Source organism: Nocardia citri (genome assembly GCF_054065835.1).
Genome location: NZ_JBSUQM010000005.1, coordinates 71,454 through 96,194, shown reverse-complemented (window position 1 = coordinate 96,194; position 24,741 = coordinate 71,454). Strand labels below are relative to the sequence as shown.

The window sequence follows — 24,741 nt, the reverse complement described above, 5'->3', positions numbered from 1 at the left end:
AATTGTCATGGCTTTCGAACCGCGAGTAGTGGTGATCACCGGGGCAAGTGCGGGGATCGGTCGCGCGGCCGCGCGCGAATTCGCCTCGAACGGGTGCAAAGTCGCGCTGCTCGCGCGCGGCGACGCCGGACTCGCGGCCGCTGCCGATGATGTGCGAGCGGCGGGTGGTCAGCCGCTGACGATTCCGATCGATGTCGCGGACTACGCGGCGGTCGAGACCGCGGCGACGCGCGCCGAGGAGGCGTTCGGACCCATCGATATCTGGGTGAACTCGGCCTTCACCTCGGTATTCGCGCCGTTCGAGCAGATCGCGGCGGCAGAGTTCCGGCGGGTCACGGAGGTCACCTATCTGGGCACCGTGCACGGCACCATGGCCGCGCTCTCGCGTATGCGGGCACGGGATCGCGGCGCTGTCGTACAGGTCGGCTCGGCGCTCGGCGCCCGGTCGATTCCACTTCAGTCGGCGTACTGCGCCGCCAAACACGCGATCAACGGATTCACCGAGTCGGTCCGGGTCGAGCTGATGCACGAGGGCAGCAATGTGCGCATCACCCTGGTGCAGGCACCCGCGGTGAATACGCCGCAATTCTCCTGGGTGCTTTCGCGATTGCCGAAACGGCCACAGCCGGTGCCGCCGATCTACCAACCCGAGATCATCGCGCGCTCGATCGTGTTCGCCGCGAAACATCCTGAGCGCAAGGAGTACTGGGTCGGCGCGAGTACGACGGGGACGCTGCTCGCACAACGAATCGCGCCGAGCCTGCTGGACCGCTATCTCGCTCGCACCGGCTACGACTCGCAGCAGACCGATGCCGACGCCGAACCGCGGGCCGACAATCTCTGGGAGCCGGTCGATCGGTCCGGTGGACGCGACTTCGGCGCACATGGCGAGTTCGACGACCGTGCGCATCGGCGCAGTACGCAGGCATGGTTGAGCCGCGGGCTCGAGACATTGGCCAGTGGGTTGCGCAGGCACTAGCGACACCTCGACGCACTTCCTCGGCACCGGCCACTTCCGCACCCACGACCGGATACGGGACCTCGAGCTGGTCGACCCCGGCCTGGTTTACCTGCCCCAACGGCGCCCGAGCCGCATCGTGCGCGAGAAACCGACCGTCATCGAACGCGTGATCGACGCCATAGCCGGTAAACCCTGACGAGCCACCGCGGCGGCGATTAGCCGACCGAAGCGCGGGTATGGCGCAAATATGGTCCCGACGATCGACCAATTACTCCACGCGCTCACCCGCGCGGTGAATACCCTCGCCGACGCCGGTATCCGCTTCGCGGTCGCGGGTGGCTGCGCGGTGTACGCGCGCGGCGGCCCCGCCTCGGAGCACGATGTCGATATCCTCATCAAACCCGGTGACCTGCCGCAGGCCCGCAGTGCGCTGGCTCGCGGCGGATTGCGGATCGCCGATCCGCCCGAGGACTGGCTGACCAAGGTCTATGACGACGGCGTCCTCATCGACCTGATCTACCGGCCGAACAACCATCCCGTCACCGACGAATTACTCGACCGTGCCGACCTGATGCGCGTCGGCCCGACGGTAGCACCGGTGATCAGCGCGACCGACCTCATGATCGACAAATTACTGGTCTTCGACGCGCACCGACTGGATCTGAGTCCGCTGCTGACGATCGCGCGCGATCTACGCGAACAAGTGGATTGGGAGCGGGTGCGCAAGGAGACCGATATCTCGCCCTATGCCCGGGCCTTTCTCGGACTGCTGGACGATCTCCGAGTAATCGAGCCGAAGGGGGTGGTGTAGATGGATCGACCGCAATATACGGTCGCGCACTTGCGCCGAGCGCTGGCCGAGGATCCGCGCACCGCGGAACTCGGTGTGCAGGTGACGATCCGCGGCGATGTCGTGGTCCTGGGCGGCGAGGTGAGCAGTATCGAACGCAAGCTGCAAATGGAAAAGGTGGTGCGCGAACAGCTTCCGCGCGCCCGCATCCACAACGACGTGCACGTCACGCCGCCCTGTGCGCCGGGGGCCGCCGAGGCGCTTGCGGACTGAGCCCGGAAAGGAGGGGGCACATGCGGATCGCGGCAATCGGTGACGTCCATCTCGGTACCGAGTCGGGCGGCGAACTCCGACCGGCACTCGCGCAACTGCCCGACCGCGCCGATGTACTGCTGCTCGCCGGTGACCTCACCAGGCACGGCACGGTCGAGGAAGGTCGCGTCGTCGCGGCGGAGTTCACCGATCTGGGCGTCCCGGTCGTCGCGGTGCTCGGTAATCACGACCATCACAGCGACGCGCAGGACGCGATCACCGCCGAGCTCACCGAGCGCGGCATTACCGTATTGGAAGGGACCGCAACGGAATTCGCCGTCGACGGACATACGCTCGGTATCGCGGGCACGAAGGGCTTCGGCGGTGGCTTCGCGGGCAAATGCGCCAGCATCTTCGGCGAGCGCGTCATGCGTGAATTCGCCGCACACACGGTGGACCTCGCGCAGATGCTGCGTGAGGCGCTGGCGGGCCTGCACACCGATATCACCGTCGCGCTGACCCATTACTCCCCCATCAGCGACACCCTGCACGGTGAGCCGCGCGAGATCTACCCGTTCCTCGGTTCGTATCTACTGGGCGAAACCATCGATGACCAGCACGCCGACCTCGCGATCCACGGACACGCCCATGCCGGCACCGAACGCGGCACCACACCGGGCGGCATCCGAGTGCGCAATGTGGCCCAACCGGTGGTGCGCACCGCCTACGTCGTCTACGAGCTGACGCCGGAAACAAAAAAATAATAAGGAGTACCGATGCCCTCGATCGGATCCATCGCTACGCTGGCCGCGGCGACCATGGCGGCGGCCTTGCTCGCCGGCTGCGGCGACAATGGCGTCCTCGACCCGCAGCCCGCCACTCCCACCTCACATCCCAACATCACCATCACCTTCTCGTCCCCGGGCAGCTCCGCCCAGGTGCCCAATCCGGACGAGATCACCTCGACGGCGGCGAAACAGCTGTGCGACATGCTGAAACCCGAGGCCGACCGGTGGCGCACCGAGGGCGCGCAGCTCGGCAGGCTCGGCTTCAACGGCACCGTGCACGATTGGGCGGCCCGCAACGGCGGCCTCAACGACACTGTTCTGAAGGACCGCGCCATCGTCGATCGCATCACCACCACGGAATGCCCGGATGTCCGGCAACAGGTGCTCGACGCGCTGAATATCAGCACCCTCGCCGACGGCCTGGTGGGCTTCGGCCGCTGAGCGATTACGACGACACCGTTGGGGTGGCGAGGACTCCGGCCAGGATGACCCGCAGGCCACGCTCGAATTCCACATCCGTATCGGCCTCGAAGAGATCGGCCACCATGCGGAAGGTCCGCGGATAACGTTCGGGTCGACGGCTTGCTCGAGTCGCGCCGGATCGTAGGGATTGCCGTCGGCGTACTCCGCGCCCCGCGCTGGATCTCGCACTGCGGCGGCGCCGCCCGTCAGGCCGACCGGCACCGGGTGGGCCGCATCTTCCTGGGCGGGGATCTTCCCGCGGGGTCCGAATGGCACGAGCGGATCGAAATCGTCGCCGCCATGAGCACTGGACCCATCCCCGGCGTCGGCGAGATCGCGACCCCCTCGGCCGTCCTGCCGCGACCGGACGGCCACGTCGCCTGGGCGAGCGCGGAGCCCGACGCCGCGGGATTGCCCGAGGCGCTCACCATCTGGGTCGGTGCGCCGGCCTGAGCCAGATCCTGGCCTTTTCTGCCCGCTATGTCCTATTTGCGAAATTTGTCGCGAATTAGCGAATAGTAAATTGGCGGGCACGGGGTCCAGTTGATCTTGTCCATCAAAGGTATTCAGTTGATCTTGATGACCCGGTATGGACACTGGCACCACTCGGACATGGTTCGGAAATCCGCCGAAGAAAGATCAAAAACGTTGCCCAGCAAAGGGGTTGTTGATGTGTATGCTATCGATCAATCACGACCCCACTACGAGGTGGGCTGATGACCGAGGACGGTGTCGAAGTGGATATCAATGCACTCCGAATGCGCCGTGCGACTGTCTTCGCATTAGGCGTCGGGGTACTGACCCTGGCGGCGGCCGGAGCGCTCGACGGACTGCTGCTCGGGCTGTTCCTCTGCATCGGACTCGGACTCGGTTGGGTGAATGCACAACTGACTCGATTGACGGTCAACCGAGTCGCCGACGCCGAGAAACCCCGGAAACAGGGCTTGTACCTCTCCTCGGCGACACGACTGATCGCGATAACCGGCGGTTCGCTCGCCGTGGGTTTCCTGGCAAGGCCGTACGGCATCGGAATCTTCTTCGGTTTGGCCGCCTTTCAAGTGATTCTGGTGTTGGTCACCGTCCTGCCTGAAGTGAAGGAGCTTCGCCAGCAATCATGACGAATCAACTCGCCTTCATCGCCCGAGCGGCGCTCCCGGTCCTCGCCGAGGAGGCGCCCGCCGAAGAGCCGAAAATCAAGGTCGGCGAACACGCGGTCGCGCATCTGTGGGGTATGGACTTCAATGTCGACACGATCATTTCGACCGCCCTGGCGGCCGCGATCGTGCTCGGTCTGGCGTTCTACCTGCGCGCGAAGCTGACTTCGGGCGTACCCAACGGCGTGCAACTGTTCTTCGAGACCGTCACGGTCCAGATGCGCAACCAGGTGGAAAGCGCCATCGGCATGAAGGTCGCACCGTTCGCGCTGCCATTGGCCGTCACGCTGTTCATCTACATCCTGTTGTCGAACTGGTTGTCCGTGCTGCCGGTGCAGTACGGACACGGAGAATTGATCGCACCACCCGCATCGGATGTCAATTTCGTCTATGCGCTGGCCCTGTTCGTCTTCATCATGTATCAGGGTGCGGGCATATATCGGCGCGGTCCCGGTGGGCATGCCAAGCAGTTGCTGAAGGGCCATACCGGCTGGGGTCCGATGGTATTCATCAATGTCATCGAGGAAATCGCCAAACCACTCTCGCTGTCACTGCGATTGTTCGGCAACATGTTCGCGGGCGGAGTAATGGTCTCGGTGATCGCGCTGTTCCCGTTCTGGATCAGTTGGGGGCCGAATGCCATCTGGAAACTCTTCGATCTCTTCGTCGGAGCCATCCAGGCATTCATCTTCTCGCTGTTGACCGTCCTCTACTTCAGCCAGTCCATGTCACTGGAGCACGAACACTAGCCCCGGCGACCGCTTTCGATTCGCTCGAAACAACAACAGATCGGCGCCGCCGGTCGAGCTCAGTAAAGAACAGGAAGTGAAAAATGGCAGACGCAACCACTGCGGCCATCGTCCAGGGCGCGCTCATCGGCGGCGGCATTATTATGGGCGGTGGCGCCATCGGCGCGGGTATCGGTGACGGACTCGCCGGTGCCGCGTTGATCAACGGCGTTGCCCGTCAGCCGGAAGCCGAGGGTCGCCTCCGCGGTAACTTCTTCCTGACCGTCGGTCTGGTCGAGGCGGCGTACTTCATCAATCTAGCGTTCATGGCGCTATTCGTATTCGCTACTCCAGGTAAGTAATTCAGTATGACTCCGCGAACGGATGTTGTTGCCGAGGGGAACTTCCTCATTCCCAACGGCACATTCTTCGCCGAGCTGTTGATCTTCCTGATCGTGCTCGGGGTCATGTGGCTGTTCGTCGTTCCGCCGATACGCAAGGTATTGGCGGAACGCGAGGCGAGAGTTGCCGAGACCGCGGTCGACAACAAGGAGGCCAAAGCCTTGTTCGCCGACGCCGAAGCGAAATATCAGGCGGCCGTCGCGCAGGCGCGCAGTGAAGCGGTCGAGATCAGGAACCAGGCAAGGCACGAGGGCCGAATTATCCTCGAGCAGTTGCGAAGTGAGGCGCAGGACGAGGCCGACAGGATCGTCGCGGAATCCGCGACGGAACTGCGGGCCCAAGCGGACCAAGTGGCCGCTGAGCTGCGTGAGGCTGTCGAACCGCTCGCCGAGACATTGGCCGATCGCGTGCTCGGCATCAAGGATCGGCATGCCGGCTCCCGCGCCGGCCATCATTCAGGACGAGCGTAGCCAATGAACCTCAACAGCGGCATCCTTGCCGAAGGGGCCATCCGGGCAGCCGGGTCCGAGGACTCGGGCATTTTCCACATCACCTTCGACTGGCCGATCTTCTTCAGCCAGCTCTTCGGTTTCGCGGTCATCATCTTCGTCATCGTCAAATACGTGGCACCGCCGGTGAAACGACTGATGGCCAAGGCGCAGAACAATATTCAAAAACAGATCGAGGAGAACCAGCAGGCGGCGGACCGCCTCGTCGAGGCCAAACGGGCCTACGACAATGCGGTCACCGACGCCCAGGCCGAACTCGAGCACATCCGCGAGGATGCGCGCGCCGATGCCGAACGCATCATCGCCAAGATGCACGAATTCGCCGATGCCGAGGTCGCCCGGGTCCGCAGCCAGGGCCGTGACCAGATCGCGCAGATGCGCACCCAGCTCATCCGCGATCTGAAGGAAGAGCTCATCACCACGGTCATGGACAGCACCGAGGACAAGGTCCGCTACGAGATCAGCGCCACCCACGTGGCGGCCGACAGCATCGACAGATTCCTCGAGGACCTCGAGGCCATGGCCAACGCGGAGCCGCCGGTCCGACGCCGCGCCCAGCCCTGGTCGCTGTAAACCGGGTAGTCGCGGGACCGCATGCCCTGGCATGCTGGCCGCGTGACCACCGCGCAGATCACCATAGATTTCGCGCCCGAATTACGGCTGTTCGTCGTGGCCGCACAGCGCGACGGTCGCTCGGCCGTGCCGATCGATAGCGTGTCGACACTCGGACATATCGTGGAATCGCTCGGCGTACCACTCACCGAGGTCGGCGAGCTGGTAGTCGACGGTCAGCCGATGAGCCCGGCGCATCTGCCCGCCGACGGCGAGGCGGTATCGGTGCGCGCCGTGGTGCGCCCGCAGCGATTCGCGGAGCCGCTACGCTTCCTGCTGGATATCCATCTCGGCACACTCGCGCGGCGGCTGCGTCTACTCGGCATCGACACCGCCTACGAGAAGCCGGATATCGGCGACGCCGCACTGGCCACCCGTTCGGCAACCGAACATCGCATCCTGCTCTCCCGCGATCGCGGACTCCTGCGTCGCCGCGAAATCTTTGCGGGCGCATACATTTACAGCCACCGCCCCACCGAGCAACTCGACGATGTGCTATCGCGCTTCGCACCACCACTGGCACCGTGGACCCGCTGCACGGCCTGCAACGGCTCCCTGCGCGTGACCGATAAGCAGACCCTGCGCGGCCGAGTCCCGGACGAAACCGAACGCACCTACGACGCCTTCGCCCAGTGCATCGACTGTGGCCGAACCTACTGGAAGGGCGCACATCACGCGCGCCTGGACGCGATCGTTACCCACGCCCTGCAAAAATTTGGCACCTGCCCCTGATGTCGCGCACGGCACGAATCAATGCGAGACATTCTCACCCGGCGGGTTCAGGCCCCGAATGCGCCTTCGAGGTGGCCGCGGGAGCCGGGATGGACCAGCGGACCACGCCGATCATGGACTCGGCATGCATGAGCAGGCCGAACTCCGGCAGCTGCGCATACGCTATCGGCGGGTGTTCGACACCGATGCCGACCAGGCCGAGGTGCTGGTGTTCCGGCTCGTACGCGGGGGCTCCGACGACGGGGTCGCTGCGCCGTCTGTTGGGTCAGGTCCTCGAATTCGCCTGAGCCCCTTACTACGAGGCGTGGTGCGTCGGGTGGTAGTGCTCCCAGGCGTCGGCCAGTGCCTTGCGTATGTCGGCAGGCAGGTAGTCCCGGATTTCCGCGCACAGGTGGACACTGTTCCCGCAGTCGTCGCACCAGATCCGAACGGTGCGCGCATCTTTGGCCACGGCCTCGGCAATCCAGTCGGCGCGCATATTCCCGTGGTCGACGGTGGCCACCCATCTGTCCCCGTAACCATCGATATCCTTATGGATGGCATTGACCATGGTCACCGCGAACATCGGATTGGGCTGAGCCTTCTTCTTCGTCATAGCGGGAAACCTCCGGCCCGTTCGAGCGATATGTTCGTGCGACATCGAAGTAGCACCTCCCGTCGAACGGCAGGTTCAGCAACCCGGTGGTAACCGATCGCTTCGCGACGCAGGAAGCAACCGTAACTCCGGTTGATCTGCCCGGCAAGAGGCCGATTCCGGGCGGAAACCGCAGGAAATCCGCAGGTAAAGAGATCACAAAGGCTCTGGGGCTATTGCCGATCCGGCGCGGCAACTGCCCATGCCGCTACGCTGAATGCCGGTCTGATCCGTGGCCACAGCAACACGGTAATCCTGTGCGAACGGATCCACGGCAGGCCCTCCTCGGCCCATCGTCGGGAAGAGTTCCGTTCCAGATCAACGCACCGGCATCGACTCGCCGGTCGCGCTCTCGCGAGCTACCGTGTCCGCCACCGGGTTCCGGTGTCGGTCAGGGGGAAGGAGTTGGGCACGAAGGGGATTCCGGATTGCGGCGGCGTGGAAGTGGGATACGGATCGAGCGTTCGGCCCAGCGCTCGCTGAGGGCCGGCCAGCCGTCCCCGCGCAGCTGTATCCATGCCGCGATCAGGACGATAAGGAATTCGATAACGTAGCCGTTGATCAAGACTTTGGTGATCGGCCACCATGGCGGCAGCAGGAATACCCCGATCGACACCCAGGTCTTGCTCCAGTGATAGGTCCACGAAGCGGTCGCGGTGAACAGCATGGCCGCCGCCACCCACCAGCGCCAGTTGTTCAGTCCCTTGTGCACGAGGAAGACGAACAGCGGCACGAACCATACCCAGTGGTGTCCCCAGGAGAACGGCGACACCGCGCACGCAGTGAGACCGGCCAAGGTGATCGAGAGCAGCCGCTCGCCGCGTTGATACAGCGCCGTGGTCACCATCAGGCTGGCGATCGAGACCGATCCCGCGATCAGCAACCACAACCACACCGGCGCGGGCCCATTGAGCAGATGCGCGATGACGCCGCGGATGGACTGGTTGGCCGGGTGGTTGTCCACCGCGATCCGGTTGGACTGGAAGAACGTCGAGGTCCAGTACTGCCGGGAATCGGCAGGCAGAATCACCCAGGCGAAGGCGACCGAGGCGGCGAAGGCGGCGAATGCGATGGCCGCCGAGCGCCACTGCCGCAGAGCGGCCAAGTAGGCGACGAAGTACATCGGGGTGAGTTTGATACCCGCCGCCAGACCGACGCCGAGGCCGCCCAGCTTACTTCGGTCCGCACGCAGCGCGTCCACCAGCACCAGCAGCATCAAGACCAGGTTGATCTGACCGAAGTAGAGCGTTTGGCGAACCGGCTCGATGAATACCAAGGTGGCCGCGATCAGCACGCTGACCACCACCAGCCGAGTCGTGATCCGATAGCCCAGCAGCCGCCAGCTCAGCAGCACACAGGCGATGAGTATGGACAGATTGAACACCAGCCAGGTGTTCGTCACATACCCCCACGGCACCAGGTAGATCGGCACGAACGCGATGGTCGAGAACGGTGTGTAGGTGTACAGCAGACCGCGCATGGTCGGCTCGGTGTACAGCGGCAGATCGTGCACGATGCGCCACGCACCGTCTCGATAGATATGCACATCGAGACCACCGATCAGGAACCCGCCCTTGTCCAGGAAGGGATCGATGGTGGCGAAGAGCAGGATGACCGACAGCAGGGCGCTCCCGGCGAGCAGGTATATCGCTGGTCCCGTACGCGGAAACTCCAGCTTCCGGGTGTCTCGCACCGATCCGCTACGACCGAGGCAACACCGTCACAGGATTCGTGGTACAGGATCTCGCCGGGTGGTAAGACCTCATCACGGACCGATCCATCCCTTCATCCCGCACCGGCTGTACTACGGCTATAGCCGGCCTCTAACATGCCTGATGACCCGAGCTTGCATCATGCCCCGAAGTGCCGGGGCAAGCAAGCGACGGGATCATCGTTGCCTGCTGGCCCTGGCTCGCCTACGCTCCGCCTGTAGCTCGGCAAGTTCTTGTTCGAGCATCTCGGCGATGCGGAACTGCCCGGTGTCGTGGATATCAGGCGTGCGGACCACCTGCAGGTGCGAATCCGGTTCCGGCGTTGCGTTGGTCTTGGCGCGGGCGTTCGCGTTCTCTATCGTCCGGCTGTCCTTCCTGCCCTCGAGTGAAGCGGGCTTGCGCGCCGTCGCCGCGGCCGAGCTATTGCCCCTGCGCAGTGCCGACACGACCGACGGCTTGCTGTCCGTGGCCGCTTTCTCCGGGCTGGCCACGGCCGGTTTGCGGGCGGGCGCCTTGGCCGGGGACGGTGGGGTCTGGATCTTCGCGACAGGTGTGGTTTCGGTCGTGGTGCTCGGCTCCTGGGACGGTGCGAAGGGGTTGTTCTTCGCGACCACGGGCGCGGTCGGCTCCTTGACAACCGCGGGACGGTTCTCGGACTTCGCGGAAGCGGGCCGTTGCTCGGACGCCTCGGGCTCCGCATGGTCCGGCACCTGGGCGTCTGCCGGCGCGCGAGGCTGCTCGGGTGCGTCCGAGACTTCCGGTGCGGCCGCGCTGTCCCCGTCTGCCGACTCCTCGACCGCGACCTCTTCGGCCTCCACGATCGCGTCGACTTCCAGTTCGGCGTCCTGTTGCACACCTTCGGCGGTCGCCGCTGCCTCCTCGGGTCCGGTGGACTGCCGCTCGGCACCTGGCGCCACCAGGGCCGCCTGGGTATTGGCGCGATAAGACGCGATCGACGGCACCGTGCGCTTGAGCTGTTCGGCCGGATCGGGCAGCTCGCGGACCTGCTCGGTGGCTCGGTAGATGGCCAGGCCGTAGCGCGCGCTCGCCGCGTCGTGGATGAGCAGGGCGACACCGATCATCACCGGTGCGACCGCGTGCACACCGGTCTCATACCACTCCCCGGCGCGCAGGTACGGGTAGGTGTTGAGGGTGACCGTCAGTGTCAGCAGGGCGATTTCGGCCGCGGCGACCTGTCGGCGGTTATCGATCACGCCCCATTCGGCGACCTTATTGGTGCCGACCATGATGATGATCAAGCAGACACTGATCATCGCCTCGATGAGGTAGCTGAACCAGTACAGCGGATCGGACGGCCCGCCCGGTGCTATGTTGTGCTGCACGTTGACCGCAGACCACAGCATGCCCGCCGCCACGACGCCCGCGAGCGCGCGCAGTGACCATCCTCGGTGCCGGTACAGCGACGCCAATTTGGCGTGCGGGCTGGACTCCCGCCGCTGTGCCGCAATTGCCTTGCGGGCTACCAATAGATCTCTGATGTCGGCCTTCTCGATTGCTTCGGTGGTCTGCCGGGCGCGGTCGGCCGCGGCGGCCGCAGCCTGAACCTGCTTCCATCGCTGTGCGCGATCCTCGCCACGAATCTTCTCCGCGAGCTCACGCTCGGCGACCAGTTCGTCCTCGGAGAGCGCCTCGGTCAGCGCGGGGTCGAACTGATAGGCCAGTCGGCCCCGAGCCCGCTCGACCCTTCGCGCGAGCTGTCCGACCTCGTCCTCGACAGGATGATGCTCGATGGTCAATTCGACTCCCCGCGGGAGAGATTCGACGGCAGACAACTGATCACGCGTGGGAACGGCACCAGACATTCATAGTCGATTCACCGTTGCCAGCGAAACTGTCAATCCCGCCGGGGGGTCGTCTTACGGCGTGCCGCGCGCGACACACGCATCCGAAGTTTCGATTCAACGACGATTCAGTCCTCACGAACGCCGCTCGCAACGCAATGAATATACGGTTCACCGGCTCGGGTTCGCTGCGATGCGACCGCTTGCCACCAGCAAATAGCCAACCGGTCGGTGCGCTCGAGGAGCGTCCACGCATTCAGGCGTGTCAACCCCAACTGGTCAATGGGTCAGGCGATTTCGGATCCGCCGCGCCGCGACATGACATCGATCTCGCGCGAAACCCGGATGCGGGATCGCAGTGCGAGAACGCCGGCGGCCGAGCCGATCATGGCGAGGCCGACGACCCGCCGTCCGGCTCGCTGAGTGCCGGTGAGGTCCTCCAGCGCACCGGTGACATCGCACGGGACACCTAAGGCATGGCATCCATTCGCGAACTCCCGACCCGGATCCACTCCGGAGTCGAATCCCCGGACCCGGCGATACGAATGTTCGACACCGGAAGCCGACGCGTCATGTGCTGGGACCCGAGCGTTCAACCAGCAACCGTACCGTTCGAGGCAGAGGTGAACGGAGATCCCCATGCTCGAACCGCGACTTCGAACCCTTTGGCTGGCGAATGTGGCCGTCGGCGCGGCCGCGGTGACCCTGCGAACGCCACTCCATGCCCGCCCCAAAACCACCCCTTCGGTTCGGGTGCAACGGGATTCGATGCTGGCCACAGACCTCGAGGTGGTCACCGTGACCGACCGCTCGGCAATCCTGACCTGGACCACTTGCACCCGCGATCGCTATGGCCGCACCCGTCCGGTCCAGGCCGATACCGAGGTCCGTATCGCGCCGGTCGACGGCCGGTCGGCGGCGCGACCACGCTATCTCGACTCCCGGCCGACCGCCTACCACTATGCCGAGGTCGATGACCTCGAACCCGGCCGAACCTACCGATTCGAGGCCTATTCGGACGGCCACCGCGCCGTCCCGGCCCGCACCCTGGTGACCCGCCGCTGCGGAACACCGGAATCCACCGGCACATTCACTACCGCCGATCCGCCGCCGGGTCGACTGCTGCACACCATCGCACTCGCCAACGACGTGCACTTCGGCGAGCACAGCAGTGGCCTGATCGTGGCCGGACTCCCCACCGGCCTGCGCCACGAATCCGAGCACTATCCGGAGTTCATGCTGACCGCATTGCTCGATGATTTGCGCCGACCGGATCGCGCGGCCGATCAACTGATCCTCGCGGGCGATCTCACCGATAACGGCACCCTCGACCAATGTCTCGGCGTGCGGGCGCTGCTGGACGAGTGGGGTGTGCTCGGCCGCGACTATTTCGTCTGTCGCGGTAACCACGACAAGCCCAACGAACACCGAATCGACCACTGGGGCACGACTTTTCACGCCCGCCAACGCCTCGTCGAATATCGCGCCGGGGAACTGCGCATGATCGGCCTGGACACCACCCGGCTGCGCGGATCCGGCGGCACCATCGTCGCACCGCAATTGGCGCACCTGCGCGAACTCCTGGCGGCCGATCCGGAGCGGCCCACCCTGGTTTTCGGCCATCATCCCGTGACTTCCCATGCGGCCGTCAGCAATCCGGGCGGACCGGGTTTCGTGCTCGATCGCACGAATGCCGCCGCGCTGCACGCACTTTATCGCGACGCCCCCGGCGTCTTCTTGCACCACTGCGGCCACACGCACCGCAACCGGCGCAACCGCCCGGACTCCGGTGTGGATGTGGAGTTCCTGGAAGTCGCCGCCACCAAGGAATATCCGGGCGGCTACATCCTGCTGCGCGTCTACGAGGGCGGCTACACGGTCAACTTCTACAAGACCCGCACCGAGTCGGCCCGCCGCTGGAGCACCCGCACCCGCCGCCAATACCTCGGGATGCATCCGGATCACGCCCTCGGCAGCTGCGCCGACCGCAACCACGTTGTACTGCGTGATTTCTCCGGTCTGTAGCAGTCGGCCAGGCGGACAGCGACCGTGCCGCGCACTATCGCGGCGCCGATCGAGCGGTTTTTCGATGGGATCACCGGTGCGGCGAACTACCGCCGAGTGCCCGGCCTGCTGCGGGCTGAGGTGGCACGGGCCGGCACGAGAGCGGGAGCATGCGGTTGCGGGAGACCGCTGACGGTGCCGAGGCCGAGATCGGCGTGGTAGACGGCCTCGGCCTCGGCGACAAGGCCGTGTTCGAGGAGTAGCGCACCGTACGCGAGCCACGTCGACTGCATCCGGGCCCCAGCGCATAGGCGACACCCCACGATGCCATCGCGCAACCCAGATCCTCATCCACGATCCGCGCGAAACACCGGACGGCCTCCTCGTGATTGGAGGCATACATCCAGGTCAAAGCGCGATCGAACCACAGCTGCGCAGTCGCCGTCGCCGTCACGGGACGTGAATTTTTCCCCGGGTCGAAATAGTCCACGGTCACTCTCCTAGACTTCGGCACGAGTGGATCCGGCATATGTGGCGCAATACCCATATGGCACTCGGCGGCATATCTATCACCTAGGAGGATTCGTGACCGAAACCGTGCGTGGCGTGGTCGCCCGTAGCAAGGGCGTACCGGTCGAACTCGTCGATATCGTGATCCCGGATCCCGGGCCGCACGATGTGGTGGTGCGCATCCAGTCCTGCGGGGTGTGCCACACCGATCTGCACTACCGCGAGGGCGGTATCAACGACGAATTCCCGTTCCTGCTCGGGCACGAGGCCGCCGGGATCGTGGAGACCGTCGGGGATGCGGTGACCCATGTCGTCGCGGGCGATTTCGTCGTCCTGAACTGGCGTGCGGTGTGCGGTGAATGCCGCGCGTGCAAGCGCGGGCGCCCGTGGTACTGCTTCGCCAGCCACAATGCCAGCAAGAAAATGACCCTCACCGACGGCACCGAACTCAGCCCAGCCCTCGGCATCGGCGCATTCGCCGATAAGACGCTGGTACATGAGGGTCAGTGCACCAAGGTCGCCCCGGATGCCGATCCGGCCGTCGCCGGTCTGCTCGGCTGCGGCGTCATGGCGGGTATCGGTGCGGCGATGAATACCGGCAATGTGTCGCGCGGCGATACGGTCGCGGTCATCGGCTGCGGCGGTGTCGGCGACGCTGCCATCGCGGGTGCGCGACTGGCCGGTGCCCGGACCATTATCGCGATCGACCGCGATCCCCAGAAGCTCAGCTGGGCGACGGAATTCGGCGCCACCCACACCATCGATGCGACCCAAGCCGATGTCGTCGAGCGCATCCAGGAATACACCGACGGTTTCGGCGCGGATGTGGTCATCGACGCGGTCGGCCGCCCGGAAACCTGGAAGCAGGCCTTCTACGGCCGCGACTTGGCGGGCACCGTCGTGCTGGTCGGTGTCCCGAACCCGGATATGACCATCGAGATGCCGCTGATCGACCTGTTCTCCCGTGGCGGCGCGCTGAAATCCTCCTGGTACGGCGACAGCCTGCCCGAACGCGATTTCCCGATGCTGGTCGATCTGTATCTGCAGGGCCGACTGCCGTTGGAGCGCTTCGTCACCGAACGCATCGCCCTGGACCAGGTCGAGAAGGCGTTCTCCGCAATGCACGCGGGTGAGGTGCTGCGTTCGGTGGTGGTCTGGTGAACCTGCGCATCGACCGGGTCATCACCTCCGGCACCTTCTCACTCGACGGCGGCACGTGGGATGTCGACAACAATGTGTGGTTGATCGGCGACGATGCCGAGGTGGTCGTCATCGACGCGGCGCATGACGCGGACGCGATCATCGATGCGGTCGGCGACCGCAATGTTCGCGCGGTCCTGTGCACCCACGGTCACAACGACCATGTCACCGTCGCACCGGAACTCGCGAAACGCCTCGATGCCCCGATCCTGCTGCACCCCGGCGATGATCCGCTCTGGCGCATGACCCACCCCGACGTCGACTACGCGTCACTGGCCGACACTCAGCGAATCGCCGTGGCGGGCACCGATATCGAAATCCTGCACACCCCCGGCCACTCCCCCGGCTCGGTCTCCCTGCACCTGCCCGAGGCCACCGCCCTGTTCACCGGCGATACCCTGTTCAACGGCGGTCCGGGCGCCACCGGCCGCTCGTTCTCCGACTTCGGCACCATCATCGATTCCATCCGAGACCGACTGCTGACCCTCCCCGAGGAGACCACGGTCCACACCGGCCATGGCGACGGCACCACCATCGGCTCGGAAAAGCCCGCACTCGCCGATTGGATCGCACGCGGCCACTGACCCCGCCCGGGGTGCACCCGCCTAACGCGCGAGATCAAGATCAGGTGGAACTGGTGGCGGTGGCTTCTCGGGCCGATACCGCCCTGGATGCCACCTGATCTTGATTACTGCTCGACGTGGGCCCTGATGTGTTCGAGGGTTTCGCGCATGCTGTCACGGTTTGTTTTGCCGCGGGCGCGGCCGGCTATAAGCCAGTAGAGGCGGAGGGTGAGGCTCTTTTCGTTCAGTTGGAACGATTCGGTGACGTCGGTGCCGTCGGCTACGGGCTCGAACTGATAGCGCCAGGTATTGACCGCCATTCCGCGCGGCCCGAGCACAGTGAATGCGAACTCACGTCCGGGCTCACAGGCGATGATCCGGCAGACCGTCCAATACTTCAGCCCCCAGCCATTGCGGTTGACGTGTCCGCGGAATTTGACGCCGACGGCGGGATCCGTTGCCCCACCCAGCCATTCGGCGTCGAAGGTCTCCGGTGAGAATTTCCCGGTATTCGTGATATCGCTGACCAGGCCCCAGATCTTGTCGGCGGGTGCGGACATTCGAGCCGTCACGCTGTCGTGCATGCCTGCACGCTAGCAGGCGCCTTCTCAGACAGGTGTCGCTCACATCGCGCCGAGCATTCAGCGCGGATCGGTATCGGTCCAGAAGGCGACCAGGTCGGCGCACACGCGGGCCGGGCGCTCCTCGTTCGGTAGGTGGCCCACACCGTTGTAGACCGCGGTACGCGCGCCCAGTTCCTCGGCATAGCGTTCGTGAACGCTCGGTGGCCAGAGGTCGCCGGAGTTGCCGTAGGCGAGCAGGATCGGAAGGCCGCCCGCGCGCAGGGCGGTGGTGTAGCCGGTCGAGCCTTCCATGACCCGCATGATGCCGATCAGATTGGCCTTCTTGGTCTTGAGCAGACGTTTGCGCAGGAATTCGAGTGTGGCGGGTGGGACCGGTGCCGCCACGGCCTGCCGCAACTGCTCCCACAGTGCTTGCTGGCCGCCGCTGTCGATGAGTTGGGCGACCAATTGCGGTGGCGCGAAGTTGATATCGGAGGTCGCGGACGGACCGCAGGCGAGCAGGGTGAGGCTGCGGAATCGGTCCGGATGCGCGGCGACGGCAGCGCGGGCGACATAGCCGCCGAATGAGTGGCCCACGAGGTGAATCGGTGTGGCGGCCGAGATCTGGTCGACGACGAGGATCAGGTCATCGGCAAAATCGGCCATCGTGTACCCCGATACGTCATCTGGACCGTCGGACTGCCACTGCCCGCGCTGATCGTAAGCGACACAACGGAATCCGGCCTCGGACAGCAGCGGCAGGACGGCATCGAAGTCCTCTTTGGAGCCGGTGAAGCCGGGGACCAATAGCACCGTCCCCCGAATCTCGACGCCATGCGGGGGCACGGATTCCCAGGCGGCCAATGTGCCCGCCCCGCCGCGTAGGATGAAGGACGTGGATTGCACGGTAGCGTGGCCCATCGGTTCCCTCCATCGGTGCGCTCGGCACTAGTGCGGCAACTCCCTCCATCCTAATCGAGCAGCATTCGGGATTGTTATTTATTCGAGATATTTCAGAACAAGGTCATCGGTTCGGTCGGAATGGGTTCCGGCAGCGGCTCGAGTTCCGGCAGGCGCGCACGGACCTCGTCATGGAAGCGGCGGGCGAGGTGCAAGGCGGAAGCGTTGTCCGGGGTGTGGATGAAAACCGTTGGCGAGCGACCCTCGCGCAGCCACGCGGTGACGATCTCGAGCCACGGCTGCCAGCCCGCAACCGTGCGCTCGGCCGAATCGCGACCGTGATAGCGCACGATCGGGAACTCCGTGAGCGCTCGCGTGCGACGCGGCACCCGCGGCTTCTTCGCCCGCGCCTCGGCCTCCGCGGCACTCTCCGCGGGTCCGCTGAAAAGCACACTGGTGTCGAAGGGCACCCATTCGGCGCCGAAGCGCCCGAGCACCTGCTCCAATTGCCTTGCGGCGCTGTCATTTTCGAAGAATGCCGGATGCCGGACCTCGACGGCGCGGCGATACGAGTCCGGTAGCGTACGCAGGAATCCGGCCAGCGTCCCGAGTTCGGTCGGACCGAATGACCCCGGCAGCTGCACCCACAGCGCATGGATGCGCGGGCCGAGCGGCTCCATCGCATCCAGGAAGGTGCGCAGTTCGGCCTCCGCGCCGTGCAGCCTGCGCTCATGGGTGATCGGCTTGGGCAGTTTGACGACGAAGCGGAAGTCGGGATCGGTCTGCTTCGCCCACGACGCCACCGTATTGCGCGTCGGCGTCGCGTAGAACGTCGTATTGCCTTCCACCGCAGTGCACCACGAGGCGTAGTGCCGCAACCGCTCGGCCGGTATCGGTTGATGGTCCTGCCATGCCGCGTGCGTCCACATCGCACATCCCACGTGAAGCCGCATGACAGCGACGCTAACGCACCTACCGGCCACCCGTCCGGGCGGTCGATGGTGGTCACGTACGCTGACGGCTCCACCTTCGGCATCGGGAAAGAGATCATGACGCGGTTCGAGAACGTCAGTGTGGCCAAGAAGGCCAATGTGTACTTCGACGGCAAATGCATCAGCCACAGCATCGAACTGGCCGATGGCACTGCGAAGTCGGTCGGCGTGATCCTGCCATCAGCGCTGACGTTCAATACGGTCGAACCGGAGGTCATGGAGCTGATCCAGGGCGAGTGCAAGGTCACCCGGGCGGGCGAAACCGAAGCCGTGAGCTACCGCGGCGGCGAATCGTTCGAGGTACCGGGCAGTAGCTCATTCGAGATCGAGGTGCTTTCGACGGTGCACTACGTGTGCCACTACGGCTGAGTTCGGCAGGGGCTACGCCGTTGCGTCGAGTGCTCGGGCCCGCGCGGAGCCAAGGAATCGGCTACCGTGGTCAGCGCCTGCGCACATCCGCCATGCACGGTGAGGGTCGCGAGTTCGTCACCTCGGGTCCGGCCGCGGTTCACGATGGCGACCGGCTTGCCCTGTTTCGCCGCATATCGCACGAACCGCAGCCCGGACATGACCGTCAACGACGATCCCGCTACCAACAGCGCGTCCGCCGCTTCTACGATTTCGAACGCGGCGGCCACGCGCTGCTTGGGCACGTTCTCCCCGAAGTACACGATGTCCGGTTTGAGCATGCCGCCGCAGCGCGCACAGTCCACCATCCGAAAGCTCGCGGTATCGGCGACCACAGCGTCGGCATCGGGTGCGACCTCCACCCCGGTGGCGGTAGCCGACGCCGCGAATCCGGGATTCGCCGCCTCCAATAGCTCGGCCAAGCTCATCCGCGAAATCAGCGCCTCGCAGCCGAGACACCGCACGCGCGCATAGGTCCCGTGGAGATCGATGACCCGGCGATGCCCCGCCTTCGTATGCAGCAGATCGACATTCTGGGTAATCAATCCGGACACAATGCCCGCCCGTTCCAAGCGCGCCAACGCCCGATGCGCGGCGTTCGGCCGTGACCCGTCCATAGCCCGCCACCCGATGTGGTTGCGCGCCCAATACCGTTGCCGAAACGCGGCATCCCCGACGAACTGCTGATACGTCATCGGCGTCCGCACCGGCGACCCTGGCCCCCGATAATCCGGAATCCCACTGTCGGTCGACACCCCGGCGCCCGTCAGCACCGCGACCCGCCGCCCCGCGAGCAGCGCACACAACCCCTCGACAGTGGATGCGTCGGATAGCGCGGACATGGACTCAGCGTAAGCGCGGGGACGGCAGCGGGCGCGGTGGGTCAGCACAGCCTCCCGGTCGATACGCCAGGCGGCGCCGCGGACACTGCATCGATGCTGATCAGGCCTGGAGACCGACCTCGATTTCGAGGGTGAGGGTGATCTTGTCGCCGATCACCGCGCCGCCGTCGGGGAGCGGCATATCGACGGTGATGCCGAAGTCGCGGCGGTTGATGACGGTCTTGGCCTCGAATCCGGCGACCGGGCCCTGGCCCATGCCCGGGTTGACGCCGAGGAATTCGACATCGAGGGAGACCGGACGGGTAGTGCCGCGGATGGTGAACTCACCGTCGACGACGAAGTCCTCGCCATTGACGCGGAATCCGGTCGATTTGAAGGTGGCCACCGGGAAATCGGCGGCGTGGAAGAAGTCCGCGGTGCGCAGGTGTCCGTCACGCTGCTCGTTATCGGTGGTCACCGATTGGACCAGGATCTCGGCCTCGGCCGCGGCGGTGCCGTCTTCATTGATGACCAGCTTGCCGGAGAAGTCGGTGAAGCGACCGCGGACCTTGCTGACCATCAGGTGGCGCACGGTGAAGCCGAGAGTGGAGTGGGTGGGATCGATGACCCAGGTGCCTGCGGTCAGGTCTTTGGTGGCGGCAGTGGACATAGTCGGTCTCCTCACGTGGTTGATATCTCAATTACTCGGTTCGCGGATCGAATATTCAGTTCTGGCATTGCAGGACCGGTGCGCCGTCGCACCGGCGATCAGGTCACGGTAGCCAACTGCACTGCCGCACAATCGATTCCGGCGTCATTCGGCTCGACGACGGCTGGCCGAGCACGGTCACCGCACCACCTCCACAGCCTCGTCCCGAGCCGCTACCAATGACGCATGAGTCGGCGCGTCCGGGACATGGGCCGGACGCAATGCGTCGAACTCCTTGCGCAGCTGCGGAACTACTTCCGCACCGAGCAGATCGAGTTGCTCCAGCACCGTTTTCAACGGTAGACCCGCGTGGTCCATCAGGAACAGCTGTCGCTGATAGTCGCCGAAACTTTCCCGGAACGTCATGGTCTTTTCGATGACCTGCTGCGGACTGCCGACGGTCAGCGGCGTCTGCTCGGTGAAATCCTCGAGCGATGGGCCGTGGCCGTAGACCGGCGCGTTGTCGAAGTAGGGCCGGAATTCACGCACGGCGTCCTGCGAGTTCTTGCGCATGAAGACCTGCCCGCCGAGGCCGACTATGGCCTGGTCGGCGGAGCCGTGTCCGTAATGCTCGTAGCGGCTCCGGTACAGCTCGATCAGCCGCTGGAAGTGCTCCTTCGGCCAGAAGATATTGTTCGCGAAGAAGCCGTCACCGTAATAGGCGGCCTGCTCGGCGATTTCCGGACTACGGATCGACCCGTGCCAGACGAATGGCGGTACCCCGTCCAGCGGTCGCGGTGTTGCGGTGAACGCCTGCAACGGAGTACGGAACCGGCCCTCCCAGTCGACCACATCCTCACGCCAGAGCCGGTGCAGCAGATGGTAGTTCTCGATGGCCAGCGGGATGCCGTCACGAATGTCCTTGCCGAACCAGGGATAAACCGGACCGGTATTACCGCGGCCGAGCATCAGATCGACGCGACCGTCGGCCAGATGCTGCAGCATGGCGAAGTCCTCGGCGATCTTCACCGGATCGTTGGTGGTGATGAGGGTTGTCGCGGTGGACAACTGCAACCGCTCGGTCTGCGCCGCGATATAGCCGAGCATCGTGGTCGGCGACGACGGCACGAAGGGCGGGTTGTGGTGCTCGCCGGTGGCGAATACGTCCAGGCCGACCTCTTCGGCCTTGCGCGCGATCGCCACCATCGCCTTGATGCGCTCGTGCTCGGTCGGACCCCGACCAGTCGTGGGGTCGACCGTGACATCGCCCACGGTGAAAATTCCGAACTGCACGTCGCCTCCTCTCGCAAAATCTGACTGCTATTTGGTGGATATGGCAACCAACAGGGCGGTGCGGTGATCTATTCCCGAGCTGCTACCCCCGCCGCCACCCGGTTATCCGCTCAGGCGGGACTCCAGGCCGTCCAGCATGCAGAGCAGTCCGAAGTCGAAGGCCATCGCGCGCACGATCCCCGGGTCGGTGGGGATCGTCTTGCGGTAGTCCGCGAGCATCTCCGGATAGTCGGCGGCGAGGAGGGTATCCATGGCGTCGAGCACCATCTCCGTGTCGACACCCTTGCCGCCGAATGCCTTCGCCGAGGTGATCTCCGGGATGACCTGTCCCAGTATGTAACTCGTTACGGTGCCGCTCGCGAGGTAGACGTCGACGCCACTGAATCCGGCGCCGATGAAGGTGCGCCGCAATCGATCACCGAGTTCGAAGGCCTTCGGGCCGACACTGGGCAGGGAGCCCATCAAGGTGACCACCCACGGGTGGTCGAGCAAGGTGCGCCGGAGGTTGTAGGCAAAGGTCGTTGCGACTTCCCGCCACGAGGTCTGGTCCGGATCCGGAATGCGGACCAGACCCCAGATCTCGTCGAGGACGAGTTCGAGCAACTCGTCCTTATTCGCGACATGCCAATAGAGACTGGTCGCACCCGCATCGAGCTTGGCGCCTAGCTTGCGCATGCTCAGCGCGCCGAGCCCCTCGGCGTCGAGCACGTCGAGTGCGGCGGCGACGATCTGGTCCCGCCGCAGTCCGGCCGCCTTGGGCCGGCGCGGCTCGCGGGTCCACACCGAGGAGAACTGCTGCTTTGTCACGCGGTCAGCTTAATTCTCTCGCACATTGTGCGATTCCATCGTACGGTGTTCGAGTGGAATCGAACATTGTACGAGATCCTCGCCGTTGGTGGATTCTGGGGGTCCTCTGTCTGTCGCTGCTGGTGCTGATGATCGACGGCACCGTGCTCAATATCGCCATTCCGTCTCTGATCCGGGAACTCGACGCGACGCCGTCGGATGTGCAGTGGATCCTCGACGCCTACGTCCTCGTCTTCGCGGGACTATTGCTGACCGCGGGTAGCCTGTCCGACCGGTTCGGTCGACGGCGCATGCTGATGCTCGGGCTGGCACTGTTCGGCGCGGCGTCCCTCGCGGCCGTCTTGGCGACCGAGCCGTGGCAGGTGGTCGGCGCCCGCGCCCTCATGGGTGTCGGCGGTTCACTGCTGATGCCGTCGACTCTGTCCATTCTGATGACCACCTTCGCCGAGGACGAACGGCGCAAGGCGATGGCGGGCTGGTCCACCGTCTCGATGGTCGGCATCGTCCTCGGACCGACGCTGGGCGGTTTTCTACTACAGCACTTTTGGTGGGGCTCGGTATTTCTGCTCAATATTCCGGTCTCGGTAGTCGCGATTGTCGCCGCGCTGGTGCTGATGCCGGAATCCACCGGTGAACAGCGGCCGGTAGACCTGGTCGGCGTGCTGCTGTCCATCGTCGCGCTCAGCTCGACGGTCTACGTGATCATCGAGCGCGAGTGGAATATCCCGATGATCGGACTCGCCGTGGTCACGGGGCTGGCATTCGTGGTCTGGGAGAGCCGGTCGCTACATCCGATGCTCCCGCTCGGGCTGTTCGGCAACCGCGATTTCACCGGCACCTGCTGCACGCTGCTGCTGATGGTGTTCGGCATGGGCGCGATCATGCTGATGCTCACCCAGTACCTGCAGTTCGTACTCGGCTACGGGCCGATGAAAGCGGGGCTGGCGCTGCTGCCGTACGCGGTGGCCGCGGCGGTATGCAACGGTCTCGGTGCGACGCTGGGCAACAAGCTCAGCAATAAGACGCTCATCGTCGCCGGTTTGCTCGTGATGGGCGGGGCCTTCGCCATCCTGGCCGTCGGTACCGGATATCTCGCGGTCCTGGCCAGCATGCTGGTCATGGGCATCGGTGGTGGTCTGGCGGGCCCGGCCGCATATGCCGCGATCATGAGCGCGATTCCGCTGGAGTACGCGGGCGTCGGCTCGGCCATGAACGACACACTGCAGCAGGTCGGCATGGCGATCAGCATCGCGATCCTCGGCAGCGTACTGGCCGGTGTGTTCACTGCGCGTATGCCCGAGGACGCACCCGACGCCGCGCGTGAATCCATCGGCGCCGCATTCCAACTCGGATATGTCGAACCGGCCAAGGCAGCGTTCACCGACGCCATGTCGACCGGAGCCTGGATCAGTGCGGGTTTCAGTATCGCCGCCGCTCTCCTCGGGGTGGTACTGCTGCGCACGCGACCCGCCCCGCAGGTCGACACGCCAGCGGAAATAACCGCGTCATAGCTGGCATAGATCTTCGTTCTGAATCCGCTCGCCTCGCACCGCAGGCTCGGCTAGGCTCCCCCCGACCTCCTTGCCGCGCATACGAGTACATTGCACAGGGGTATCTCGAGCGGGAGTCGAGCCCGCGCGGGCGTTTTGCAGAAGCGAATAATCTGGTGACGGAGTGGAATACCGAATGAAGCGTTGCGATAGCACTGCGGCGGCGGCGATCTTTGTCATCGGTGCGGTGACCTTGGGCGCCGGACTCTCGCGTGCCGAGCCGGTCGCCGTTCCCGCGCGAGAGGACATCATCTACTCGGTCAAACTGGTCGACAAGACCGTCGTCGCCAGTGTGCGCGGCGGGACCTTCTCCCTGTCCAAGGCAGCCGAAAGCGAGCTCGCGGCGGGCGGCGACGGGCGACTGGTCGACAAGGACGGCACGCTGGTCGACAAAAACGGCGAGGCCGCCGATATCGCGGACGTGGTCGATGTCGTCGATCTGGCCGATGCCGCCGGGCATATCGTGCTGACGCTGCCGCTGCAGTTCCGCGTCGCCGATACCGAGATACCGGTGAAGCCGGTGCTCGATAAGGACGGCACGGTACTGGAGCTGGCGCCGCAGAAGCCCGCCGGGCTCGACATCTCCCAGCCACTGGCCGTCAAACCGGTGGCATCGATGAACGAAAACCAGCGCGCCCGTAATGAGTTCGCCACGCAGTTCGGTCTGGCCACGGCGGTCGGCGGCTTCGTCGGGACCGCCATCGGCGCAGTCGTCGGATGTGTCGCCACCATTGTCGCCGGATGTATCGGCGGCTTGGCCACCGGTGCGACCCTCGGCGGGATCATCGGCACCATAGCCGTGGGCGGGCCGGTCCTGATCGCCTCCGGCGTGGATTACGTCAACACGATGTTGGCTCCGGACGGCACCACCCGGTTCGCGGACAAGACGACGACTCAGCCCACGCCGAAGTAGCTCCGCCGAGCCGGGGCCGCGCCACGGCGT

The 24,741-nt window shown here is 65.0% G+C and carries 30 protein-coding genes; 19 read left to right on the top strand and 11 right to left on the bottom strand.

Going from position 1 to position 24,741, the window contains the following annotated elements:
• Nucleotides 1–7: 7 nt before the first annotated feature.
• The 13 genes from ACW2Q0_RS10070 to ACW2Q0_RS10010 all read left to right on the top strand — a co-directional run bounded on the left by ACW2Q0_RS10070 (nucleotide 8) and on the right by ACW2Q0_RS10010 (nucleotide 7,390).
• Nucleotides 8–979 carry an SDR family oxidoreductase gene (locus ACW2Q0_RS10070; RefSeq protein ID WP_457188510.1) on the top strand — a complete coding sequence of 324 codons (972 nt, stop codon included), beginning with the start codon at nucleotides 8–10 and terminating at the stop codon, nucleotides 977–979.
• On the top strand, nucleotides 960–1,157 hold the full coding sequence (locus tag ACW2Q0_RS10065) for a hypothetical protein (protein WP_457188508.1): 198 nt from the start codon (nucleotides 960–962) through the stop codon (nucleotides 1,155–1,157). Before ACW2Q0_RS10070 ends, ACW2Q0_RS10065 begins: the two co-directional genes overlap by 20 nt.
• A gap of 51 nt (nucleotides 1,158–1,208) precedes the next feature.
• Nucleotides 1,209–1,772 carry a nucleotidyltransferase family protein gene (locus ACW2Q0_RS10060; protein WP_457188506.1) on the top strand — a complete coding sequence of 188 codons (564 nt, stop codon included), beginning with the start codon at nucleotides 1,209–1,211 and terminating at the stop codon, nucleotides 1,770–1,772.
• On the top strand, nucleotides 1,773–2,024 hold the full coding sequence (locus tag ACW2Q0_RS10055) for a BON domain-containing protein (protein ID WP_457188504.1): 252 nt from the start codon (nucleotides 1,773–1,775) through the stop codon (nucleotides 2,022–2,024). It abuts the gene before it with no gap.
• Between the two features lie 20 nt (nucleotides 2,025–2,044).
• Entirely contained in the window at nucleotides 2,045–2,767 is a 723-nt protein-coding gene (locus tag ACW2Q0_RS10050; RefSeq protein ID WP_457188502.1) for a metallophosphoesterase family protein, read from the top strand.
• 12 nt (nucleotides 2,768–2,779) lie between these two features.
• On the top strand, nucleotides 2,780–3,232 hold the full coding sequence (locus ACW2Q0_RS10045; RefSeq protein WP_457188501.1) for a hypothetical protein: 453 nt from the start codon (nucleotides 2,780–2,782) through the stop codon (nucleotides 3,230–3,232).
• Nucleotides 3,233–3,373: 141 nt separating this feature from the next.
• Complete coding sequence (locus ACW2Q0_RS10040; protein ID WP_457188499.1) at nucleotides 3,374–3,706, top strand: aromatic-ring hydroxylase C-terminal domain-containing protein; 333 nt, start codon at nucleotides 3,374–3,376, stop codon at nucleotides 3,704–3,706.
• Nucleotides 3,707–3,969: 263 nt separating this feature from the next.
• Nucleotides 3,970–4,371 (top strand): hypothetical protein, encoded by a 402-nt coding sequence (locus tag ACW2Q0_RS10035; RefSeq protein WP_457188497.1) that lies wholly within the window; start codon nucleotides 3,970–3,972, stop codon nucleotides 4,369–4,371.
• Nucleotides 4,372–4,484: 113 nt separating this feature from the next.
• On the top strand, nucleotides 4,485–5,156 hold the full coding sequence (atpB, locus tag ACW2Q0_RS10030; RefSeq protein ID WP_457188858.1) for a F0F1 ATP synthase subunit A: 672 nt from the start codon (nucleotides 4,485–4,487) through the stop codon (nucleotides 5,154–5,156).
• Nucleotides 5,157–5,239: 83 nt separating this feature from the next.
• Nucleotides 5,240–5,497: a F0F1 ATP synthase subunit C gene (locus tag ACW2Q0_RS10025; protein WP_040687366.1), complete on the top strand. Its 258-nt coding sequence runs from the start codon at nucleotides 5,240–5,242 to the stop codon at nucleotides 5,495–5,497.
• Nucleotides 5,498–5,503: 6 nt separating this feature from the next.
• Complete coding sequence (locus ACW2Q0_RS10020) at nucleotides 5,504–6,007, top strand: F0F1 ATP synthase subunit B (RefSeq protein WP_457188494.1); 504 nt, start codon at nucleotides 5,504–5,506, stop codon at nucleotides 6,005–6,007.
• A 3-nt stretch (nucleotides 6,008–6,010) separates the two neighbouring features.
• The gene (locus ACW2Q0_RS10015; RefSeq protein WP_457188492.1) at nucleotides 6,011–6,619 is read left to right on the top strand and encodes a F0F1 ATP synthase subunit B family protein; all 609 of its coding nucleotides are present in this window, start codon (nucleotides 6,011–6,013) and stop codon (nucleotides 6,617–6,619) included.
• 42 nt (nucleotides 6,620–6,661) lie between these two features.
• On the top strand, nucleotides 6,662–7,390 hold the full coding sequence (locus tag ACW2Q0_RS10010) for a Mut7-C RNAse domain-containing protein (protein ID WP_457188490.1): 729 nt from the start codon (nucleotides 6,662–6,664) through the stop codon (nucleotides 7,388–7,390).
• A gap of 295 nt (nucleotides 7,391–7,685) precedes the next feature.
• Here ACW2Q0_RS10010 and ACW2Q0_RS10005 read toward each other — a convergent pair whose 3' ends face one another.
• The 4 genes from ACW2Q0_RS10005 to ACW2Q0_RS09990 all read right to left on the bottom strand — a co-directional run bounded on the left by ACW2Q0_RS10005 (nucleotide 7,686) and on the right by ACW2Q0_RS09990 (nucleotide 12,134).
• Complete coding sequence (locus ACW2Q0_RS10005; RefSeq protein ID WP_457188488.1) at nucleotides 7,686–7,985, bottom strand: hypothetical protein; 300 nt, start codon at nucleotides 7,983–7,985, stop codon at nucleotides 7,686–7,688.
• A 430-nt stretch (nucleotides 7,986–8,415) separates the two neighbouring features.
• Entirely contained in the window at nucleotides 8,416–9,717 is a 1,302-nt protein-coding gene (locus ACW2Q0_RS10000; RefSeq protein ID WP_457188486.1) for a glycosyltransferase 87 family protein, read from the bottom strand.
• Between the two features lie 195 nt (nucleotides 9,718–9,912).
• Complete coding sequence (locus tag ACW2Q0_RS09995) at nucleotides 9,913–11,493, bottom strand: hypothetical protein (RefSeq protein WP_457188484.1); 1,581 nt, start codon at nucleotides 11,491–11,493, stop codon at nucleotides 9,913–9,915.
• 332 nt (nucleotides 11,494–11,825) lie between these two features.
• Entirely contained in the window at nucleotides 11,826–12,134 is a 309-nt protein-coding gene (locus ACW2Q0_RS09990) for a hypothetical protein (RefSeq protein WP_457188482.1), read from the bottom strand.
• Between the two features lie 43 nt (nucleotides 12,135–12,177).
• Here ACW2Q0_RS09990 and ACW2Q0_RS09985 point away from each other — a divergent pair, with 43 nt between their 5' ends.
• From ACW2Q0_RS09985 to ACW2Q0_RS09975, 3 genes are all read left to right on the top strand, one after another.
• A complete protein-coding gene (locus ACW2Q0_RS09985) occupies nucleotides 12,178–13,563 on the top strand; it encodes a metallophosphoesterase (RefSeq protein ID WP_457188480.1) in 1,386 nt (461 codons plus the stop codon).
• Nucleotides 13,564–14,127: 564 nt separating this feature from the next.
• Nucleotides 14,128–15,213, top strand: a complete 1,086-nt coding sequence (locus tag ACW2Q0_RS09980) for an S-(hydroxymethyl)mycothiol dehydrogenase (RefSeq protein ID WP_457188478.1) — start codon at nucleotides 14,128–14,130, stop codon at nucleotides 15,211–15,213.
• Complete coding sequence (locus ACW2Q0_RS09975; RefSeq protein ID WP_457188476.1) at nucleotides 15,210–15,836, top strand: MBL fold metallo-hydrolase; 627 nt, start codon at nucleotides 15,210–15,212, stop codon at nucleotides 15,834–15,836. The genes ACW2Q0_RS09980 and ACW2Q0_RS09975 overlap by 4 nt, the downstream gene beginning before the upstream one ends.
• Before the next feature lie 104 nt (nucleotides 15,837–15,940).
• Here ACW2Q0_RS09975 and ACW2Q0_RS09970 read toward each other — a convergent pair whose 3' ends face one another.
• From ACW2Q0_RS09970 to ACW2Q0_RS09960, 3 genes are all read right to left on the bottom strand, one after another.
• A complete protein-coding gene (locus ACW2Q0_RS09970; RefSeq protein WP_457188474.1) occupies nucleotides 15,941–16,399 on the bottom strand; it encodes an SRPBCC family protein in 459 nt (152 codons plus the stop codon).
• Between the two features lie 57 nt (nucleotides 16,400–16,456).
• Complete coding sequence (locus ACW2Q0_RS09965; protein WP_457188472.1) at nucleotides 16,457–17,299, bottom strand: alpha/beta fold hydrolase; 843 nt, start codon at nucleotides 17,297–17,299, stop codon at nucleotides 16,457–16,459.
• Between the two features lie 92 nt (nucleotides 17,300–17,391).
• Nucleotides 17,392–18,231: a DUF72 domain-containing protein gene (locus ACW2Q0_RS09960; protein ID WP_457188470.1), complete on the bottom strand. Its 840-nt coding sequence runs from the start codon at nucleotides 18,229–18,231 to the stop codon at nucleotides 17,392–17,394.
• Nucleotides 18,232–18,327: 96 nt separating this feature from the next.
• Between ACW2Q0_RS09960 and ppnP the strand changes: the two genes are divergently transcribed.
• Nucleotides 18,328–18,639, top strand: a complete 312-nt coding sequence (gene ppnP / locus ACW2Q0_RS09955; protein ID WP_457188856.1) for a pyrimidine/purine nucleoside phosphorylase — start codon at nucleotides 18,328–18,330, stop codon at nucleotides 18,637–18,639.
• Here the strand turns inward: ppnP and ACW2Q0_RS09950 are convergent.
• From ACW2Q0_RS09950 to ACW2Q0_RS09935, 4 genes are all read right to left on the bottom strand, one after another.
• On the bottom strand, nucleotides 18,630–19,520 hold the full coding sequence (locus ACW2Q0_RS09950; protein ID WP_457188468.1) for an NAD-dependent protein deacetylase: 891 nt from the start codon (nucleotides 19,518–19,520) through the stop codon (nucleotides 18,630–18,632). The genes ppnP and ACW2Q0_RS09950 overlap by 10 nt on opposite strands.
• 100 nt (nucleotides 19,521–19,620) lie before the next feature.
• Nucleotides 19,621–20,169, bottom strand: a complete 549-nt coding sequence (locus tag ACW2Q0_RS09945) for a YceI family protein (protein WP_457188466.1) — start codon at nucleotides 20,167–20,169, stop codon at nucleotides 19,621–19,623.
• A gap of 177 nt (nucleotides 20,170–20,346) precedes the next feature.
• Nucleotides 20,347–21,441: an LLM class flavin-dependent oxidoreductase gene (locus tag ACW2Q0_RS09940; RefSeq protein WP_457188464.1), complete on the bottom strand. Its 1,095-nt coding sequence runs from the start codon at nucleotides 21,439–21,441 to the stop codon at nucleotides 20,347–20,349.
• A 102-nt stretch (nucleotides 21,442–21,543) separates the two neighbouring features.
• Entirely contained in the window at nucleotides 21,544–22,248 is a 705-nt protein-coding gene (locus tag ACW2Q0_RS09935) for a TetR/AcrR family transcriptional regulator (protein WP_457188462.1), read from the bottom strand.
• Between the two features lie 53 nt (nucleotides 22,249–22,301).
• Between ACW2Q0_RS09935 and ACW2Q0_RS09930 the strand changes: the two genes are divergently transcribed.
• Nucleotides 22,302–23,759: an MFS transporter gene (locus ACW2Q0_RS09930; protein WP_457188460.1), complete on the top strand. Its 1,458-nt coding sequence runs from the start codon at nucleotides 22,302–22,304 to the stop codon at nucleotides 23,757–23,759.
• A 175-nt stretch (nucleotides 23,760–23,934) separates the two neighbouring features.
• Entirely contained in the window at nucleotides 23,935–24,711 is a 777-nt protein-coding gene (locus ACW2Q0_RS09925) for a hypothetical protein (protein ID WP_457188458.1), read from the top strand.
• The last annotated feature ends 30 nt before the right edge of the window (nucleotides 24,712–24,741 follow it).